The organism is Stenotrophomonas sp. TWI1183, from assembly GCF_039673115.1.
Classification (GTDB): domain Bacteria; phylum Pseudomonadota; class Gammaproteobacteria; order Xanthomonadales; family Xanthomonadaceae; genus Stenotrophomonas; species Stenotrophomonas maltophilia_AA.
This window is the reverse complement of the sequence record NZ_JBDJKZ010000022.1, coordinates 26,125-44,256: the sequence shown is the minus strand read 5'-3', so window position 1 is coordinate 44,256 and position 18,132 is coordinate 26,125. Positions and strand designations below refer to the sequence as shown.

Sequence of the window (18,132 nt, the reverse complement as noted above, 5' to 3'; positions counted from 1 at the left end):
TGCCTCTCCTCACTCTTCCGGGTAGCCCAGGCGCACCGCGACCGAGGTCAACAGCGCGAACGCGGGGCCCATTTCATCGCGGTAATCGCGCCAATGACCGGGCGCCATCCGGGCCGGGCCCAGCGTTGCCGCCGGCGGGAAGCGCATGCCGAACAGGTTGCCCAGGTACTGGGCCATCGCCTGCGCGTCGTGCCCGATGTCATCGATGCGCACCAGCGCGTTCGGGTACAGATCCTGCTCGTGCAGCGTCGCGACCTGGGCCAGCGAGCGCGCCAGCCACTCGGCGGCTTCGTGCACCGAGTTCACCGCGAACGGCGCCGGCGCACCGAAGGCGATCCATTCCAACAGCATGTCGCGCGGATCGCGCAGGGCGACGATCAGGCGGCCTTCCGGCAGCTGCGGTCGCAGCGCCCACAACAATGCGTTGTCCCACCACAGCAGCCAGTCGATCACGGCGCCACTGTTGATCCCGCGCGCGGGCAGCTGTTCGCGCCAGCGTGCGACCAGCGCCTCCGGCGTCAGCGTGCCGGTCGAAAGGTCCTGCAGCGTGTGATAGCTCTGGAAGGCATCGTTGGGCGGCGTGGCACCGAAGCGATCGCCGCGGACCACCGGGCTGGCCGCGGCCAGGGCGGCGATCACGCGCTCCACGCCCGAGCCCGGGGCGCCCCAGACGAAGATCGGCGCGATGGCGTTGTCCTCCGGCACGGATGCCAGCTCCGGCCAGCTCGGCGGCGCCTTGGCCTGCGGCGGCAGCGGCAGGCGCTGGGGCGCTTCGGCAGCGTGCAGATCCACCCAGGTCCGGACCGCATCGCGGTACTGGCCGGCGCGGTCCTGGATCGCGCCGAGCCACGCGCGCAGCGACGGCCTGGCCGCCTCGGGCGCGCCATCGTGCAGGGCCTGCACGCGCGCGATCGCCGCGGATGGATCCCGCTTCAGCAGGCCTTCGACCAGGCGCGCTTCGCCACTGACGCGGCCCGGCTCCAGGGTGACGATCCGCTCGGCGATCGCTTCGGCCGCGTCTTCTTCATTGTTCATGTCGTGCAGGCGCAGGCGCGTTTCCAGCGCCGGCAGGTGCTCGGGCATCGCCTGCAGCCAGCGCTCGCCGACGGCCACCGCTTCCGGGCCTCCCACCGGCTCGACGGTCAGGCGCGCCATCCACAGGTCGTGCACCTCGGGGTGATCGGCCAGGGTCGCATCGAGCGTCTCGCGGGCCTGCTCTTCGCGGCCCAGGCGCTGCCAGGCCATCAGCAGCAGCTGCAGGGTGTGGCGATCGGACGGCCATTGGCTCAGGACCGGCAGCAGATGCTCCAGCGCCAGCAGCGGCTGCCCGGCCTGCAGCTCCAGCTCACCGGCCAGGCGGCGCATCGCCGGGGTGTCACTGGCCGGCGTGGCCAGCACCTGGCGCATCATCTCCGCGGCCACATCCACATGGCCCTGGCGCAGCGCCAGCTGCACGATCAGGCCCTGCAGCGAGGTGACACTCGGGTTCACCTCCAGCACGCGGCGGAAGGCCTGCTCGGCGAAGGCCAGCATGTCCTTGCCCAGGTAGGCGAAGCCGAGCGCGTACAGCACCCGCGAATCGCCCGGCAGGGCTTCGCTGGCGGCCGACAGCAGGGCCAGCGCGCGATCCACCTCGCCCCGGCGCAGCGCGACCATGCCCGAGAGCGCGGCCAGCTCCGGGTGCTCTTCGTCCACGCGGGTGGCCATGCGGGTCAGCCGCTCGGCTTCGTCCACGTCGTTGCGGGCCAGCGCCAGATGCGCCTGGATCACGTAGGCGGACAGTTCATTGGGGTTGAGTTCGGCGGTGCGGTCCAGTGCCGAGCCGGCCGCATCGAACTGGCGCAGGGCCAGCAGCAGGCCGGCCTGCTGCAGGTGCAGGTCGGCATTGTCCGGGGCCAGCGTCAGCGCCTGCTGCAGGCTGGCCAGCGCGTCATCGAACTGGCCCTGCTGCTGCAGCGACAGCGACAGCCAGCGGTGCGCCTGTGGCTGCTCCGGCTCGGTCGTGGTCCACTCGCGCGCCAGCTGCACGGCATCGTCCACCGCATTGCGGCGCAGGGCTTGGAGAATCTGGTCTTGCATGACGGTCCGAACTCGAGGGCAAACCCCGATTGTAGCGGGGCCGGCCGGCCTGGGCGGCCGCTCAGGCGGGCGTATTCGCCTCGATCCGCAGTCGCTGGGCCACCCAGCGCTCCGAGAAGCCATCGCCGCGCCAGTTCTCCAGGAAGCCGCAGTGGCCGCCCCAGGGGGCGATTTCCAGGTGGGCATGGGCCGGCAGGCGCCAGCCGTTGAAGGTGGCGAAGGGGATGACCGGGTCGTCCTGCGCCATCAGGATGTCGGCCGGCACCTGCAGCCCGGCCAGCCGGTCGCCGGCGATCGAGTACCCGTCGAAGTAGGCCTGCAGCGAGCCGAACTCGGTGTGGTGCTCGACCAGCCAGGCGGTCAGCGCGCGGATGTCCAGCTTCAGCACGCGGTCGTCCCAGTCGCTCAGCTCGGGGAACAGATCGCGCTTGCGGCGCAGCGAGCCGGCCCACTTGCGCCGGAAGTACCAGTCGTACATCGCCGGGCCGTTCTCGATGCTCTCCATCGTGATCGCCGGGTCCAGCACCGGGCAGACCGAGGCCACGCGGCGCAGCGGCACGCCGGCCGAGGGCGCGCGCAGTGCCAGGCGCAGCACGAAGTTGCCCCCCAGCGAGTAGCCGGCCGCGACCAGGGGCAGCTCCGGCCAGCGGCGGGCGATGTCGCCGGCGGCCTGCACCACTTCATCGATGCGGTTGGAGTGGAAGATGCCGGGATTGAGGTGATGGGTGTTGCCGTGGTCGCGGAAGTTCAGCCGGACCACGTCATAGCCTTCCTCCAGCAGCCGCGCGGCGGTCATGCGCATGTAGCTGGATTCGGCGCTGCCTTCCCAGCCATGCAGCAGCAGCGCCATGCCGATCGGCTGGCGCCCCTGGATATAGCTGTGCCAGCCCTGCAGGCGGACGCCTTCGCCACCATCGAGGATCAGTTCGTCGGTGTGCGCGCCGGTGGCCGCAAGCAGCACCAGCCCGCGCTGCATGCGCATCCGGCTGGAGCTGAGCATCGACTGCAGGTGCGGATTGCGCAGCCAACGCGGCGGTTGATAGTCGGCAGCGGTCAACATGGGCGCGAGCCTGCTCCCGGCTGCGACGCTGGCGCGTGAAGGAACACCGCCGGCTTACTCGGCGGACATGGCCGCCAGGATGCGCGCGCGCGAGGTTTCCGCGATGCGGCGACGGCCTTCCAGATCATGGGTATCAATGGGCGCGAGGAAGTGCACCTCGGCCCGCCGTGCCGGCTCTCCCAGCAGACGCAGGAAGTTGGCGAAAAAGCTCTCTTTCGGGCCGAAGGCGACAATGGTCTGCGCATCACCGCGCCAGCCATAGCGCAACGCCACCGGCTGGATCGGCACCTGGGTCTCGACCGCGGCCTGGAAAATACGCGCATGGAACGGGCCCACGTCATGGCCACCGCGGGTACGCCCTTCCGGGAACACACCCACGGCCTTGCCCTCGCGCAGGCGCACGACCATTTCCTGCATTACGCCGCCCAGCGATTCAGTGCTGCCGCGCTGGTGGAAAATGGTCTGCCCGCGCGCGGCCAGCCACCCGACCACCGGCCAGCCGGCGATCTCCTGCTTGGCCACGAAGCCCATCATGCGCTGGCTGTGCAGCATCGAGATGTCGACCCAGCTCACGTGGTTGGCCACGAACAGCACCGCACCCGGCAGCGGCGTGCCGATCCGGTGCAGACGGAACCCGAAGATCCACATCAGGCCGGCCGACCAGACGTTCACCGCCGCATGCTCGAGCGTGCGCTCGCCCACGCGCACGCGCGCCCACAGCGGCAGCATGGCGATCAGCAGCATCGGCAGGAACAGCAACAGGTGGACCAGCAGCAGCGGTACGCGGTACAGGTAACGGCACACACGCGCCACGCCGCCACGTGAGGCCGGAGTGGGGGAATTCATCCGCGAACGATACCCGAGCGCCGCAGGCTCTGCCAGCGGAATCCGGACAAATCGATGGCGTGCGCACGCCAGCCGCCGCAAGCGATCAAGCCAACGGCCAGCGGCGGCACAACGGCCGTCCGACATGCGCCGGCGCACTGTCGTGGGTCGCGCAACACAGCATCCGTGCCATGTGCGCGATCAGCCCGGGCGCACGGCCGGTACCACCGCCAGGGTCAGCCGCGAGGTGCAGACCAGCTTGCCGGCCTCGTCCTCGATGCGGATGTCCCAGACCTGGGTGCTGCGCCCGACATGCACCGCACGCGCGGTGCCGGTGACGGTGCCGGCGCGCACGGCGCGGATGTGGTTGGCGTTGATTTCCAGCCCCACGCAGACCTGCTGCGTCGTATCCACGCACAGATTGCCGGCGCTGCTGCCGAGGGTTTCCGCCAGCACCACCGAGGCGCCACCGTGCAGGATGCCGTAAGGCTGGCGGGTACGCGGGTCGACCGGCATGGTCGCGCTGATCCAGTCCTCGCCGGCGGCGGTGAACGTGATGCCCAGATGCTCGATGAGCGTGTTGCGGCCGAGATCGTTGAGGGCTTCGATCGACACCGCTTCGCGGAATACCTGGGACATGCAGCTTCTCCGTGGGGGTTGCAGACTTACAGAATCGGGACCAGCCCGGCGCCGAAGGCGGTGAGCATGCGCACCAGCAGCCACTTCGGCCCGACGTTGACCTCGGGGAAGTCCCCGACGGCCACATAGCAGGTGTGGAAGGCCGGGTCCTGCCGCTTGAGCGGGTCCGGGCACTCGGGCCCCGGCTGGAATTCGTAATCGGTGGCGTAGCGCCACGGCCAGAAATCGAGCACCGGCAGCGCCTCGGAGGCCTTGCCGACGCTGTAGTTCAGGCCGGACAGCACCGGCGGCTTGGCCCGCGGCGCGACCACCCAGGAGTTCTGCGGATGGATGTCACGCAGGATGCTCTGCGCCAGCGCTTCGGCGAACACGGGGTCATCGATGATCACCGCGCCTTCGGTGTTGTAGTTCTCGCTGCGCGGATCGAAGTTGTGCGTGCCGATCACGCCGATGCGGCGATCCACCACCATCGACTTGGCATGCAGGCCCATGCGCGCGCCCTTGCGGGTGACCGGCAGCGGTTTGTTGACCGCCTTGGTGCCCAGGAACGAGGGCCGGGTTTCGGCACGCAGCACGCGGCGCTCGACCACGCTGCCATCGGTACGCCGGCGCGCGGATGGACCCGGCGTGGGCTGGCGCGTGACGCGGGCGTCGCTGGCACTGTCCGCATCGCTGCCGGCATCGCGGCCGCGGCGACCATCGGCAGTACCGCTGCCGCGCGCATTGCTGCCGGCCGCGCTGCCACCGAGCAGGCTGCTGCGCTTGCCCTGCGACGGCGGCACCTCGGTTCCCAACGGGGCGGGCAGCAGGTTGCGGTAATCCACCGGCGCGTCCAGCGGGAACGGCTTGAACTCGTAGATGTTGAAGCCCAGCTCGCGCAGGTTGCGACGCTTGTACTTGTAGGACAGCGCGTAGACGATCGGGTTGTCGGTGGCGGCCAGGCTGTTCGTCGACACCACCACGCGCGGTGCGTGCTCGCGCTTGCGCAGGTCGCGGAACAGGCGCTGTGCCGGCTTGGACAGCACCAGATACGGGGTCTGCAGCAGCACTTCGGACTGCGCGCTGGCGATCAGCGCGTCCAGCTGCGGCTCGGTCACGTGCTGGCCGTTGGCCGGCTGGCTGGCGCGTTCGCGGCGATGCTTGCGCGGCAGATCGGCGACGTACTGCACCGAGGCCACCGGCAGGGCGGTATCCACGAACGTGCGGCGCACGAAATCGGGATTGTCGGCCTCTTCGCTGACCCGCTCGACCCGCTCCGGCCGCCGGAAGTCGGCCGGCGGCATTGTCGGGACGCCCTGGCGGAGCAGCGTGCGCCCGACATCGTTGAGACGCTCGGCCGGCACGCTGCGCGGCGCGCGCCAGAACGCATCGAAGTTGGCGGCCATCTCGCGTACCTCCGGGCCGGCCACGATCACATCGCGGTCGCGGAAGTTGTATTCGCTGTCCCAGTCGTAATAGTCGTCCTGGTAGTTGCGTCCGCCGACCACGCCGAGTGCGTCGTCCACCACCAGCAGCTTGTTGTGCATGCGCTGGTTGAAGCGGCGGAAGCAGCACACCACGCTGGCGGCGTAATCGAAGTAGTTCAGGCGGGCCTTGCCGAAGGTCGGGTTGTAGACCCGCAGCGCGAAGTTGGCATGGCTGCCGGACAAGGCGCCGAGGATCTCCAGATCGGAGATCGCCGAGAGCTGGTCGATCAGCACCCGTACCTTGACCCCGCGGCGGGCGGCCGCCTGCAGTTCGTCCAAGACCAGCCGGGCGCTGTCGTCCTTGTCGAAGATGTAGGTCTGCAGGTCGATGCTGCGGGTGGCGCTGCGGATCAGGTTCAGCCGCGCGACCAGGGACACCTCGCCCTCGTCCAGGATGGTGGCGTAATGCCGCGGCTGGTCCGGCCGGGATTCGGCGAACGCGCGGCCACCCAGGGCGCGCAGCGGTGAATCCAGCGCACAGCGGTCCGGCTGGTCGCAGTCGACCACGGTCGAGCGCGCCTGCACGGCGATGCCGGCCGCGCGGTCGCGCTCGGCGTTGGACAGCGAGGCACAGCCGCTGCCCAGCAACAGCGTTGCCAGCACCAACAGACGCAGCAATGGGTTCACGGTTTCGGCGCCTCGCTCAGACGCGCACGCAATACAAAAGTCACTCGATCACTCAGGGCAAGCTGCCAGCTGTCCATTCCATACCGGCCACGCTGGACGGTACCGCGGCTGACCACATCGCAATCATACCCGGCCCGGGCACACGCCGGCGGTTCGACCCGCAGGGTCTCCGGGTGGCTGACCCCGCGCAGGATCAGGCGGCCCTCGATGCTGCCGCCCTTGTCGACCACCTCGGGCCAGTACGGCAGCGAGTCGAACTCGACCACCGGGTAGCGGGCCGAGTCGAAGAACTCCTCGCCGCGCATCCAGCCGGTGTAGCGGGGCTTGCCGGGAATCTCGACGTAGCGGGTGAACATCCGCAGGTGCACCTGGTGGCGACCGTCGGAGAGCACCTCGATGTTGCCTTCGAAGCGGGGGAATACCCCCTCCATGCGCTGCCCCAGCCGCGTCCGGATCTCAAATCCGAAGCGCGAGCTGGCCGTATCGAAGGCCAGGGCATGGCTGGTCGGCGCTGGTACCGACGACGGCGGGGCGGCATGCACCGCCCCTGCCATCAACAGCAGCCCGAACCACGCCGCGCGGACTGCCCACACCGCTTACGGCCACCAGAAGGCGGTCAGGCTGGCCACGCCGGGCTCGATGGCAGCCTCGCGGTCGAAGGCCAATACCGCGATCCCGCCCGGCGGCATGCCGCGGTAGTCGCTGCTGGTGCCCTCGCTCATCAGGGCCACCAGTTGTTCCAGGCCGGGGTTGTGGCCCACCACCAGCAGGCGGTCCACATCGCGGCGCGCATCGATCAACCCCATCAGGGTGCCCGGGGTGGCGTCGTAGACGGCATCCTCCAGCCGCTTCTCGACGAAGCCGGTGATGCCCAGTACGGCCTCCAGGGTTTCGCGGGTCCGCCGTGACGGCGAGCAGAGCACGCAGTCGGGCAGCAGGTTGTTTTCCTTGAGCCAGCGGCCGGCGGCCTCGGCTTCGGCCAGACCGACCGGCGACAGCGGGCGGTCCAGATCGGCCTGGCCGGTGCTGGCGGTTTCGGCATGGGCGTGACGCAGCAGTATCAGTTCTCGCATGGGATCTCTCGTATCAGGCTTTCTTCAGCCACTTCAACAGCGGCTCCCAGTCACTCTGGTGCTCGCGCACCTGGGCCGAGCGGTAGTCGAACAGACTCCGTCCCAGCCCGACCATCACCACATAGCTCTGGCTGTCGCGCAACTGCGCGACGACCTCATACGGCCAATCGGCCAACATCTGTATCGCCTGTTGCGAGGTCTGCGTCCAGGGTTTGGTGCGGTTGAGCACCAGGCCGACCGGCAGGCTGCGGTTGTGCACGCGGGGGACGCGCGACAGGCTGTTGAGGAAGCCGACGATGGCCTCGATGTCCAGCGCCGAAGGCAATACCGGCACCACCACGGCATCGGCAACGTCAAGGAAATGCGGAATATCGTCGGCCATCGCACCGGCCGGGGCATCGATGATGACCTCCTCGGTGCCGTCGGGAATCAGTCGTTCCCAGCTCTTTTTGCGGTACACGTCGATCGGCAGCACGGCGCTTTCCAGGACCGAGCGCCGTTGTGCCCAACGGGTACTGGAGCCCTGTGGATCGGCATCGGCCAGCACGGTCGGTCTGCCCTGCAATGCCGAATGCGCGGCCAGGTGGGTGGCAACGGTGGTCTTGCCCACCCCGCCCTTGGAACCGGCCACCAGGATCGTCTTCATGCAAGCCTCGCTTCCGGGGAACGTTTCCGCAGCCTACACCGGCGCCTGTGACGGAGATAGTCGCAGCGCTGAACCCGAACCGACGGCCGTGGCTTTGCTATCGTGGATGGTTCCAATGGACTGACCGCCAGCATGAGCGAACTACAGGACCTCAGCGCGCTGATCCGCGCCAACACCCCGCTGATCATCATCGAGACCCAGGATGAGGGCCGGGTGGTGGAGCTGTTCCGGCAGACCCTCATGCATGTCTGGCGTGCCCTGCACCGCTGGTCGATCACCGAAGGCCTGCGCCGGATCGACATGGACCGCGAGGACGACCCGGTCGGCCCGCCGGATGCCAGCGCGGCGCTGCAGATGATCCGGCAGGCCGAGCAGCGCGGCATCTACCTGCTGCTCGATTTCCATCCCTACCTGGGGTATGCCAGCCATCAGCGCGCGCTGCGCGACCTGATCCAGCGGCGGCACTGCGAGGCGCACGTGCTGGTGCTGATCGGGGCCAAGGTCGAGCTCCCGGCCGAGCTGGAAGCGCTCGCCACCCGCTTCAACCCGCGCCTGCCCGACCTCAACGCGCTGCTGAAGATGCTGCGCGAGGAAGCCGAAGCCTATGCCCGCGAGAACGGCGGACGGCGCGTGGAGGTGGACAACGAGGCGGTCCAGAAAATCCTGCACAACCTGCGCGGGCTGAGCCTGGTCGATGCCCGGCGGATCGCCCGGCAGCTGATCTTCGCCGACGGCGCGCTCAGCCAGGACGACCTGCCGCAGCTGGCCCGGCTCAAGTTCGAGCTGCTCAACCGCGCCGGGCACCTGCACTACGAATACGACACCACCCGCTTTGCCGACGTGGCCGGCGCCAACCGGCTCAAGCGCTGGGTCAACCAGCGCCGCCCGGTGTTCCTCGGCGGTGCCGGCCCGGCCGGCCTGGATCCGCCCAAGGGCATGCTGCTGCTCGGCGTGCAGGGCTGTGGCAAGTCGATGCTGGCCAAGGCGACCGCTGCCGGTTTCGGCGTGCCGCTGCTGCGGCTGGACTTCGGCAGCCTGTACGACAAGTTCCACGGCGAGACCGAGAAGAACCTGCGCGAGGCGCTGGCCTCGGCCGAGCAGCTGGCGCCCTGCGTGCTGTGGATCGACGAGATCGAGAAGGGCCTGGCCAGTGGCGGCGAGGATGGCGGCGTCTCCCGCCGCGTGCTGGGCCACCTGCTGACCTGGCTGGCCGAGCGCAAGAGCACGGTGTTCATCGTCGCCACCGCCAACCAGGTGCACGAGCTGCCGGCCGAGCTGCTGCGCAAGGGCCGCTTCGATGAGATCTTCTTCGTCGACCTGCCCGATCCCAACACCCGGGTCGAGCTGCTGCGGCTGCACCTGGGCAAGCGCCAGCTCAACGCCGACGACTTCGCCCTGCCGGCGCTGGCGGCCGCGGCGGAGGGCTTCTCCGGCGCGGAGATCGAACAGGCCGTGGTCTCCGGGCTGTACGCCGCGCATGCCGAATCCCGGGCGCTGGATACCGGGCTGCTGATGCAGGAAATCCGCGGCAGCCGGCCGTTGTCGGTGTTGATGGCCGAACAGGTCACCGCACTGCGCGACTGGGCCCGGGGGCGCACGGTCAGCGCGGACGAGTGACGCCCGCGCCTCATCCCGCCAGCTGGTGCAGCACCCACACCCACGCCGGCAGCGTCACCAGCGACAGGAGGATGCCGTAGCCGACCAGCGCGGCGGCCAGGCGCGGGGCGAGGCGGTGGGACATCGCCAGCGCGGCGGCGGTGATCATGGTCGGCATCGCCGATTCGAGCACATTGGCCTGCAGCATCGTGCCCTGCAGCCCGAAGGCCCAGGAGATCGGCAGCGCCAGCGCCGGCATCACCAGCAGCTTGAGCAGCAGGCCGATGCCCAGCGGCTTGAGTTCATCCAGGGGCAGCCGCAGCTGGATCGAGAAGCCCACCGCCAGCATCACCAGCGGCAGCATCGCATCGGCCAGCTGCTTCAGCCCGGTGCCGATCCAGGCCGGTGGCTGCTCGGGCATCAGGGTCAACGCGAACAGCAGCGCCCACAGCGGGGGGAACTTCGCGATCCGCAGCAGGATCTGCGCGGCGGTGGGCGGGGTATCGCCGCTGTAGCGTGCGATCACGTACAGGCCGAAGGTCGACAGCAGTACGAAGGTGCCGAACTGGTCGTAGACCACCGCATACGGCAGGGCGGGGTCGCCGAGCAGCGCGCGCACCATCGGGTAGCCGATGAAACTGGAATTGGCCAGCGCCACGCAGATCAGCAGCACCGCGTGCACGTCGCGGGCGAAGCCGAACGCGCGCGTGGCCAGGCTGATCAGGACCAGGGTGGCGAGCATGAGCAGCCACGGCGTCGCCACCAGTCCGATCAGGCTGGCATCCAGGTGCAGCCGCGGGACATAGATCAGCACCGCCGCCGGCAGGCACACGTACAGCACGATGCGGTTGAGCACATCGGCGGTGTTGTCGGGCAGCGCGCGCAGGCGCGAGAACGCCATGCCCAGGCCGAGCATGGTCAGGATGAGCGCGAATGCATCGAAAGCCATCGCGACAGCCTAGCTCACGCGCCTGCGGTCTACGCCCCGACCTTGGTCGACGTGCCGGCGCCCCGCGCGACCGACAGTCCCTGACCGCCCGCGCGGGCAGGGACGCCCGATCACGGCCAGGCCGGCGGTTTCTCGGCCCACGCCTGCTGGATTTCGGCCAGCGTGCTGCGTTCGCTGTCGCGCCAGCCCGGCAGCAGGGCGGCGTAGCGGTCCGTCCCGCTCCACTGCTGCGGCTCGGTGCGCACCGCGGCGGCATACCACTGCACCGCATCGCTCCTGCGGCCCAGTGTCCACAGCGCGAGCGCGTACGTGGGCGGCACCCACGACGGGTTGCCGCGCAGCCCGTTCTGGGCCGTCGTCCACTGCGCCAGCGCGGCCTCGGTATCGCCCATGCGGAACAGGTCCCAGCCGTAGTTCCAGCGCACCGAACGCGCCTGCATCGAGCTGACGGCGGTCGTCGAGGTGGCCTGTTCGTACAGGCTGCGCCCCAGTTCCGGCCGCCCCTGCGCGATCGCCACGCCGGCCAGCTGCACGGTCGCCTCCAGCGTCTTGCGGCCGCGTTCGCGCTGCTTCATCAACTGGTCGACCAGGTCGGCACTGCTGCCCGTCACCGCCACCATCGGCGTGGCGGCCGCATCGTTGTCGAAGTAGAACTCCTGCACCGCCGGCAGCGATTGCGCCGACACGTTGAACACACAAGCCCCCATGGCCAGCATCACGCCGGCCAGCATCTGTCTTGCAACTGCCATGCAAACTCCCCCAGGTTGTCACAACAACCTCCCCTCCTGATCCTAACCGCAGCGCGGGCCCGGCACCAAGCGCCGCCGACCGGCGGTCGGCGCTACCGGCCGCGGCGCCAGACCCGCAGGCGGTTGTTGGCCGGCATCGCCACGTCCTCGACCAACACCATGCCCACCCCGGCCGCCAGCGCATCCACCGCCTCGGCGTCGCGGATGCCCGAGGCCGGATCCCGCGCCTTCAGCCACGCATCGAACTGGCGGTTGCTGTCGCTGCTGAAGGCGCCGTGGTGATTGAAGGGCCCGTAGATCGCCAGCACGGCGTCGTCGGCCATGACTGCGGGCAGTCCGGCGAACAGCGCCTGGACGTGCGCCCAGCTCATGATGTGCAGGGTGTTCGCGCTGAACACCGCATCGAACGCCAGCGCGACGGCCGGCAGCGGGCCGAGCCCGGGCGCGGGCGACAGCACCGCCTGCAGCGGCCACGGGGCGGGCGTGTTGGACAGGCCGGCGGCCTGCAGCCGCGCGGCGATCCCGGGCAGATGATCCGGATGGTCGCTGGCCTGCCACTGCAGGTGCGGCAGCGCGCCGGCGAAGTGTTCGGCATGCTGTCCGGTGCCGCTGCCGATCTCCAGCACCCGGCGGCGGTCGGCGAAGTGGCGCTGCAGCACCGCCAGGATCGGCGCGCGGTTGCGCTCGCAGGCCTCGGACCAGCGTATCTGGCTCATCGGAATGTCACACCGGCAGGGAATCGATCTCCATCCAACCATGACCGCAGTCACTTGTGCCACTGTGCGCTGGCACCGAAAGTCGAAGACTTGTCCAACGCCGGCCGCCTCCGTGCCGTCGGCCGTCCTTGGGGGATGTGAGCTGTGCAACGTCGTGAGTTCCTAGCGCTGTCTGGAATGGGCCTGGCTGGCCTGGTACTGCCGCACGGCCGGCTGATCGCCGCCGAGCAGCTGCTCGAACCGGGCGATGTCGGCCGGCGCAAGGCACTGGCCGAGGCCGCGCTCGCCGCCGCCAAGCGGGCCGGCGCCAGTTACTGCGACGTGCGCATCGGGCGTTACCTCAACCAGGCGATCATCACCCGCGAGAGCAACGTCCAGAACGTCACCAACAGCGAATCCTCGGGCATCGGCATCCGGGTGATCGTCAACGGTGCCTGGGGCTTCGCGGCCACGCACCAGCAGACGCCGGCCGCAGTGCTGGCCACGGTGGAGCAGGCCGCAGCGATCGCCCGTGCCAACGCCGGCATCCAGACCCGCCCGGTGCAGCTGGCCCCGGTCACCGGGGTCGGTGATGTGAGCTGGAAGACGCCGATCCGCACGAACGCGATGGCGGTGCCGATCAAGGACAAGGTCGACATGCTGCTGTCGCTGAACGCGGCCGCGCTCAATGCCGGTGCCGACTTCATCAACTCCACGCTGTTCCTGGTCAACGAGCAGAAGTTCTTCGCCTCCAGCGATGGCTCCTTCATCGACCAGGACGTGCACCGGATCTGGCTGCCGTTCACCGCCACCGCGATCGACAAGGCCAGCGGCAAGTTCCGCACCCGCGCCGGGCTGTCCTCGCCGATGGGCATGGGCTACGAGTTCCTGGATGGCGACGCGCGCGGCAAGATCGCGCTGCCGGGCGGCGTGATCGCCTACCGCGATTCCTACGACCCGGTCGAAGATGCCATCGCCGCGGCCCGCCAGGCCCGCGAAAAACTCAAGGCACCATCGGTCAAACCGGGCAAGTACGACCTGGTGCTGGACCCGTCCAACCTGTTCCTGACCATCCACGAGAACGTCGGCCACCCGCTGGAGCTGGACCGCGTGCTCGGCTACGAGGCCAACTACGCCGGCACCAGCTTCGCCACGCTGGACAAGCGCGATGCGGGCTTCCGCTGGGGCAGCGACATCGTCAACTTCTTCGCCGACAAGACCGCGCCGGGCAGCCTGGGGGCGGTGGGCTACGACGATGAAGGCGTGAAAACCAAGCGCTGGGACCTGGTCAAGGACGGCATCCTGGTCAACTACCAGGCCACCCGCGACGAGGTGCATATCCTGGGCGAGAAGGAATCGCACGGCTGCAGCTATGCCGATTCGTGGTCCAGCGTGCAGTTCCAGCGCATGGCCAACGTCTCGCTGGCGCCGGGCAGGACGCCGCTCAGCGTGGCCGACATGATCAGGAACGTGGAGAACGGCATCTACATCCACGGCCGTGGCTCGTACTCGATCGACCAGCAGCGCTTCAACGCGCAGTTCGGCGGCCAGCTGTACTACCAGATCAAGAACGGTGAGATCACCGGCATGATCGAGGACGCCGCCTACCAGATCCGCACGCCGGAATTCTGGAATGCCTGCAGCGCGATCTGCGACGAGCGCGATTTCCGCTTCGGCGGTTCGTTCTTCGATGGCAAGGGCCAGCCGGGCCAGGTCTCGGCGGTTTCGCACGGCTCGTCGACCACGCGCTTCGATGGCATCAACATCATCAACACCGCACGCAGCCTGGGATGAGCCCGTCCCCGCTCCGTGCCGAATGTCACTACCGCGGCGCCCGCATGGCCGCAAGAATCGGCTGTGCCGCCGCGGCGGTCGCCCTGATGTCGCTGTTTCCCTGCCACCCCCACACCGACGTGGAGAGCTGCCTTGCAAAGACGTGACTTCCTCGCCCTGACCGGGCTTACCGCCGGCGGACTGATCGTGCCGTCGTTCTTCGGCAAGGTCATTGCCGCCGAACAGCTGCAGAGCGCGCTCGATCCGGCCCTGAAGAAGCGCCTGGCCGACGCCGCGCTGGCCGCCGCCCGCCAGGCCGGCGCAACCTACTGCGACGTGCGCATCGGCCGTTACCTGCGCCAGTACGTGATCACCCGCGAGGACAAGGTCCAGAACGTGGTGAACACCGAATCGACCGGCGTGGGCATCCGCGTGATCGTCAACGGCGCCTGGGGCTTTGCCGCCACCAACCAGCTCGGCACCACCGATGTGGCACGTGCCGCGCAGCAGGCCGCCGCGATCGCCAAGGCCAACGCCGGCGTGCAGACCGCCCCGGTGCAGCTGGCAGCCGCGCCCGGCGTGGGCGACGTGTCCTGGCGCACGCCGATCCGCAAGAATGCGATGGACGTACCGATCAAGGAGAAGGTCGAGCTGCTGCTGGACGTCAATGCAGGCGCGATGGGCGCCGGCGCCAGCTTCGTCAACTCGATGCTGTTCCTGGTCAACGAGCAGAAGTACTTCGCCTCCACCGATGGCTCCTACATCGACCAGGACGTGCACCGCATCTGGGCGCCGATGACGGTCACCGCCATCGACAAGAGCACCGGCAAGTTCCGCACCCGTTCGGGGCTGTCCTCGCCGATGGGCCTGGGCTACGAGTACCTCGATGGCGTCGGCACCGGCAAGGCGGTCTCGCCCAACGGCGTGGTCAACTACCGCAACTCCTACGACATGAAGGCCGATGCGATCGCCGCGGCCAAGCAGGCGCAGGAAAAGCTCAAGGCACCGTCGGTGAAGCCGGGCAAGTACGACCTGATCCTGGATCCGTCGCATACCTGGCTGACCATCCACGAGTCGGTCGGCCACCCGCTGGAACTGGACCGCGTGCTCGGCTACGAAGCCAACTACGCCGGCACCAGCTTCGCCACGCTGGACAAGCGCGAGCAGCATTTCCAGTACGGCAGCGACAAGGTCAACATCTTCGCCGACAAGACCCAGCCGGGCAGCCTCGGCGCGGTCGGTTACGACGATGAAGGCGTCAAGACCAAGCGCTGGGACCTGATCAGCGAAGGCAAGCTGGTCGATTACCAGACCATCCGCGACCAGGCCCACATCCTGGGCAAGACCGAGTCCGACGGCTGCTGCTACGCCGATTCGTGGTCCAGCGTGCAGTTCCAGCGCATGGCCAACGTGTCCCTGGCGCCGGGCAAGACCAAGCTGAGCGTGGCCGACATGGTCAAGGACGTCGAGAACGGCATCTACATCATCGGCGACGGCTCGTTCTCCATCGATCAGCAGCGCTACAACGCGCAGTTCGGTGGCCAGCTGTTCTATGAGATCAAGAACGGCCAGATCACCCGCATGCTCGAGGACGTGGCCTACCAGATCCGCACCCCGGAGTTCTGGAACGCCTGCACCGCCGTGGCCGATGAAAGCGACTACCGCCTGGGCGGTTCGTTCTTCGACGGCAAGGGCCAGCCCGGCCAGGTCTCGGCGGTCTCGCACGGTTCGTCCACCGCGCGCTTCAACGGCATCAACGTCATCAATACCGCGCGCAGCCTCGGCTGACCGGTCAGGAGCCCCAATCCATGAGTATTTTCACCGAAGCCCAGGCCAAGGCCATCCTCGACAAGGTCATCGCGCTCTCCAAGGCCGATGAGTGCACCGCCGTGCTGGCGGGCTCGATCGACGGCAACATCCGTTTCGCACTGAACAACGTCTCCACCAGCGGCATCGTCGACAACACCGAACTGGCCGTCACGGTCGCCTTCGGCAAGCGGGTCGGCACCGCCTCGATCAACGAGTTCGACGACGCCGCGCTGGAACGCGTGGTGCGCCGTGCCGAGGATCTGGCCCGTCTGGCCCCGGAGAACCCGGAATTCCTGCCGGCGATCGGCAAGCAGACCTACCGGTCCAGCCCGACCTTCAGCGAGTCCACCGCGGCGATCGACCCGGCGTTCCGCGCCAAGGTCGCCGCCGACTCGATCGCGCCGTGCCGTGGCAACGGCCTGATCGCAGCCGGCTTCCTCGAAGACGGCCAGAGCTTCCAGGCCACCGCCAACAGCAACGGCAACTTCGGTTACCAGCGCGGCACGAACTTCGATTACACCTGCACGGTGCGCACCGAAGACGGCCGCGGTTCGGGCTGGGTCGGCCGCAACCTCAAGGAGGCCGCTGATTTCAAGGCCGACCAGGACATCCGCATCGCCATGCGCAAGGCCACCGAATCGGCCGAAGCCAAGGCGCTGGAGCCGGGCAAGTACACGGTGATCCTGGAGCCGGCTGCCGCGGCGGGCCTGATCAGCTTCATGATGAACTTCTTCGATGCGCGCTCGGCCGATGAAGGCCGCAGCTTCCTGTCCAAGAAGGGCGGCGGCAACAAGCTCGGCGAACAGGTCTACGACCCGCGCGTGAACATGGTGGCCGACCCGTGGCACCCCGAGGCCGCCGTGCTGCCGTGGGATAATGAAGGCCAGCCGCGCGAGAAGCTGGACATCATCAAGAACGGCAAGATCGCCAACCTCAACTACTCGCGCTTCTGGGCGCAGAAGCAGGGCAAGACCGCCAACGCGCGGCCGGGCAACCTGCTGATGGCCGGTGGCGACAAGAGCACCGCCGAGCTGGTGCGTGGTACCCAGAAGGGCATCCTGGTCACCCGCACCTGGTACATCCGCATGGTCGATCCGCAGACCGTGCTGCTGACCGGCCTGACCCGCGATGGCACCTTCTACATCGAGAACGGCCAGATCAAGCACCCGGTGAAGAACTTCCGCTTCAACGAATCGCCGGTGATCATGCTCAACAACATCGAAGAACTGGGCAAGCCGGTGCGTGTGGCCGGTGACGAATCCAGCCTGGTGATGATGATCCCGCCGATGAAACTGCGCGATTTCACCTTCACCTCGTTGTCCGACGCGGTCTGATGCACGGTCGTGACGGCCGCTGGCCGTCTCCCCGTCTGGCCGGTTGCCCCCGGGAACGTGCGTGGCGATGAACCGCGCACAGTTCCTGCGCCTGATGCTGGGCAGTGCCGCCTTCGCGGCATTGCCCGCGCCGGCGCGCGCCCAGGCCGGGCGCTATGACTTCTGGTTCACCCGCCTCAAGTACGACTCCGGCGACTGGGACGTGGATGCACGCATGCCGTCCAACGTGATCACCTCGCTGATCGATTACACCTCCCTGCGCGTGGACCCGACCGAGCACGTGATCGCCCTGTCCGATCCGCGCATGCTGGAGGCGCCGTTCTGCTATCTGGCCGGGCACAAGCTGGTCGAGTTCAATGCCGCCGAGCGGCAGAACTTCGTGCGTTACGTGCGCAACGGCGGCTTCGTGTTCGTCGATGACTGCAACCACGACATCGACGGCCTGTTCGCCAAGTCCTTCGAAGCACAGATGGCCAAGCTGTTCGGGCCGAAGGCGCTGAACAGGCTGCCGAACAACCACGCGCTGTACCGCAGCTTCTTCCGCTTTCCCGAGGGCCCGCCCGCCACGGGGTTCGAGCTCAATGGCTGGGGCGACGACCTGGTCCACGATTACCTCAAGGGCATCGAGATCGATGGCCGGCTCGGCGTGCTCTACAGCAACAAGGACTACGGCTGCGAGTGGGACTACGACTGGCGCAACAAGCGTTTCCTGGCCGAAGACAACACCCGCTTCGCGGTCAACATCATCATGTATGCGTTGAACAGTTAGGTTCCTTCCTGCATTCCAGCCACGCATGGCGTGGCTCTACACC

16 protein-coding genes are annotated in these 18,132 nt (G+C 68.3%); 5 read left to right on the top strand and 11 right to left on the bottom strand.

Annotated elements, in window-relative coordinates:
• Positions 1-9: 9 nt before the first annotated feature.
• From ABE434_RS16670 to ABE434_RS16635, 8 genes are all read right to left on the bottom strand, one after another.
• Positions 10-2,079, bottom strand: a complete 2,070-nt coding sequence (locus tag ABE434_RS16670; protein WP_346479616.1) for a tetratricopeptide repeat protein — start codon at positions 2,077-2,079, stop codon at positions 10-12.
• A gap of 61 nt (positions 2,080-2,140) precedes the next feature.
• Positions 2,141-3,136: an alpha/beta fold hydrolase gene (locus ABE434_RS16665; protein WP_176990310.1), complete on the bottom strand. Its 996-nt coding sequence runs from the start codon at positions 3,134-3,136 to the stop codon at positions 2,141-2,143.
• A gap of 57 nt (positions 3,137-3,193) precedes the next feature.
• Entirely contained in the window at positions 3,194-3,985 is a 792-nt protein-coding gene (locus ABE434_RS16660) for a lysophospholipid acyltransferase family protein (RefSeq protein ID WP_179460572.1), read from the bottom strand.
• 180 nt (positions 3,986-4,165) lie between these two features.
• On the bottom strand, positions 4,166-4,603 hold the full coding sequence (locus tag ABE434_RS16655) for a hotdog fold thioesterase (protein WP_176990255.1): 438 nt from the start codon (positions 4,601-4,603) through the stop codon (positions 4,166-4,168).
• A 26-nt stretch (positions 4,604-4,629) separates the two neighbouring features.
• Positions 4,630-6,696, bottom strand: a complete 2,067-nt coding sequence (locus ABE434_RS16650) for a phospholipase D family protein (protein WP_346479615.1) — start codon at positions 6,694-6,696, stop codon at positions 4,630-4,632.
• A complete protein-coding gene (locus tag ABE434_RS16645; RefSeq protein WP_346479631.1) occupies positions 6,693-7,250 on the bottom strand; it encodes a YceI family protein in 558 nt (185 codons plus the stop codon). The genes ABE434_RS16650 and ABE434_RS16645 overlap by 4 nt, the downstream gene beginning before the upstream one ends.
• 42 nt (positions 7,251-7,292) lie before the next feature.
• Positions 7,293-7,769, bottom strand: a complete 477-nt coding sequence (locus tag ABE434_RS16640) for a histidine phosphatase family protein (RefSeq protein ID WP_176990257.1) — start codon at positions 7,767-7,769, stop codon at positions 7,293-7,295.
• A gap of 13 nt (positions 7,770-7,782) precedes the next feature.
• Entirely contained in the window at positions 7,783-8,415 is a 633-nt protein-coding gene (locus ABE434_RS16635) for a ParA family protein (protein WP_176990258.1), read from the bottom strand.
• Positions 8,416-8,547: 132 nt separating this feature from the next.
• On the opposite strand from ABE434_RS16635, the gene ABE434_RS16630 reads away from it, so the two are divergent.
• A complete protein-coding gene (locus ABE434_RS16630) occupies positions 8,548-10,032 on the top strand; it encodes an AAA family ATPase (RefSeq protein WP_346479614.1) in 1,485 nt (494 codons plus the stop codon).
• Positions 10,033-10,042: 10 nt separating this feature from the next.
• Here ABE434_RS16630 and ABE434_RS16625 read toward each other — a convergent pair whose 3' ends face one another.
• The 3 genes from ABE434_RS16625 to ABE434_RS16615 all read right to left on the bottom strand — a co-directional run bounded on the left by ABE434_RS16625 (position 10,043) and on the right by ABE434_RS16615 (position 12,425).
• A complete protein-coding gene (locus tag ABE434_RS16625; RefSeq protein ID WP_346479613.1) occupies positions 10,043-10,960 on the bottom strand; it encodes an AEC family transporter in 918 nt (305 codons plus the stop codon).
• A gap of 110 nt (positions 10,961-11,070) precedes the next feature.
• Positions 11,071-11,709 (bottom strand): tetratricopeptide repeat protein, encoded by a 639-nt coding sequence (locus ABE434_RS16620; RefSeq protein WP_346479612.1) that lies wholly within the window; start codon positions 11,707-11,709, stop codon positions 11,071-11,073.
• Between the two features lie 92 nt (positions 11,710-11,801).
• Positions 11,802-12,425: a DUF938 domain-containing protein gene (locus tag ABE434_RS16615; RefSeq protein ID WP_346479611.1), complete on the bottom strand. Its 624-nt coding sequence runs from the start codon at positions 12,423-12,425 to the stop codon at positions 11,802-11,804.
• 144 nt (positions 12,426-12,569) lie between these two features.
• On the opposite strand from ABE434_RS16615, the gene ABE434_RS16610 reads away from it, so the two are divergent.
• From ABE434_RS16610 to ABE434_RS16595, 4 genes are all read left to right on the top strand, one after another.
• Entirely contained in the window at positions 12,570-14,198 is a 1,629-nt protein-coding gene (locus ABE434_RS16610) for a TldD/PmbA family protein (protein ID WP_346479610.1), read from the top strand.
• 132 nt (positions 14,199-14,330) lie between these two features.
• Positions 14,331-15,965: a TldD/PmbA family protein gene (locus ABE434_RS16605; RefSeq protein ID WP_346479609.1), complete on the top strand. Its 1,635-nt coding sequence runs from the start codon at positions 14,331-14,333 to the stop codon at positions 15,963-15,965.
• A 20-nt stretch (positions 15,966-15,985) separates the two neighbouring features.
• The gene (locus tag ABE434_RS16600) at positions 15,986-17,320 is read left to right on the top strand and encodes a TldD/PmbA family protein (RefSeq protein WP_346479608.1); all 1,335 of its coding nucleotides are present in this window, start codon (positions 15,986-15,988) and stop codon (positions 17,318-17,320) included.
• Between the two features lie 67 nt (positions 17,321-17,387).
• Positions 17,388-18,089, top strand: a complete 702-nt coding sequence (locus ABE434_RS16595; RefSeq protein ID WP_346479607.1) for a DUF4159 domain-containing protein — start codon at positions 17,388-17,390, stop codon at positions 18,087-18,089.
• The last annotated feature ends 43 nt before the right edge of the window (positions 18,090-18,132 follow it).

Coding starts and splice junctions, on each gene's coding strand:
- ABE434_RS16595 (WP_346479607.1), top strand. CDS start 17,388: ATGAACCGCGCACAGTTCCTGCGCCTGATGCTGGGCAGTGCCGCCTTC.
- ABE434_RS16615 (WP_346479611.1), bottom strand. CDS start 12,425: ATGAGCCAGATACGCTGGTCCGAGGCCTGCGAGCGCAACCGCGCGCCG.
- ABE434_RS16655 (WP_176990255.1), bottom strand. CDS start 4,603: ATGTCCCAGGTATTCCGCGAAGCGGTGTCGATCGAAGCCCTCAACGAT.
- ABE434_RS16670 (WP_346479616.1), bottom strand. CDS start 2,079: ATGCAAGACCAGATTCTCCAAGCCCTGCGCCGCAATGCGGTGGACGAT.
- ABE434_RS16625 (WP_346479613.1), bottom strand. CDS start 10,960: ATGGCTTTCGATGCATTCGCGCTCATCCTGACCATGCTCGGCCTGGGC.
- ABE434_RS16630 (WP_346479614.1), top strand. CDS start 8,548: ATGAGCGAACTACAGGACCTCAGCGCGCTGATCCGCGCCAACACCCCG.
- ABE434_RS16600 (WP_346479608.1), top strand. CDS start 15,986: ATGAGTATTTTCACCGAAGCCCAGGCCAAGGCCATCCTCGACAAGGTC.
- ABE434_RS16620 (WP_346479612.1), bottom strand. CDS start 11,709: ATGGCAGTTGCAAGACAGATGCTGGCCGGCGTGATGCTGGCCATGGGG.
- ABE434_RS16645 (WP_346479631.1), bottom strand. CDS start 7,250: ATGGCAGGGGCGGTGCATGCCGCCCCGCCGTCGTCGGTACCAGCGCCG.
- ABE434_RS16660 (WP_179460572.1), bottom strand. CDS start 3,985: ATGAATTCCCCCACTCCGGCCTCACGTGGCGGCGTGGCGCGTGTGTGC.
- ABE434_RS16640 (WP_176990257.1), bottom strand. CDS start 7,769: ATGCGAGAACTGATACTGCTGCGTCACGCCCATGCCGAAACCGCCAGC.
- ABE434_RS16635 (WP_176990258.1), bottom strand. CDS start 8,415: ATGAAGACGATCCTGGTGGCCGGTTCCAAGGGCGGGGTGGGCAAGACC.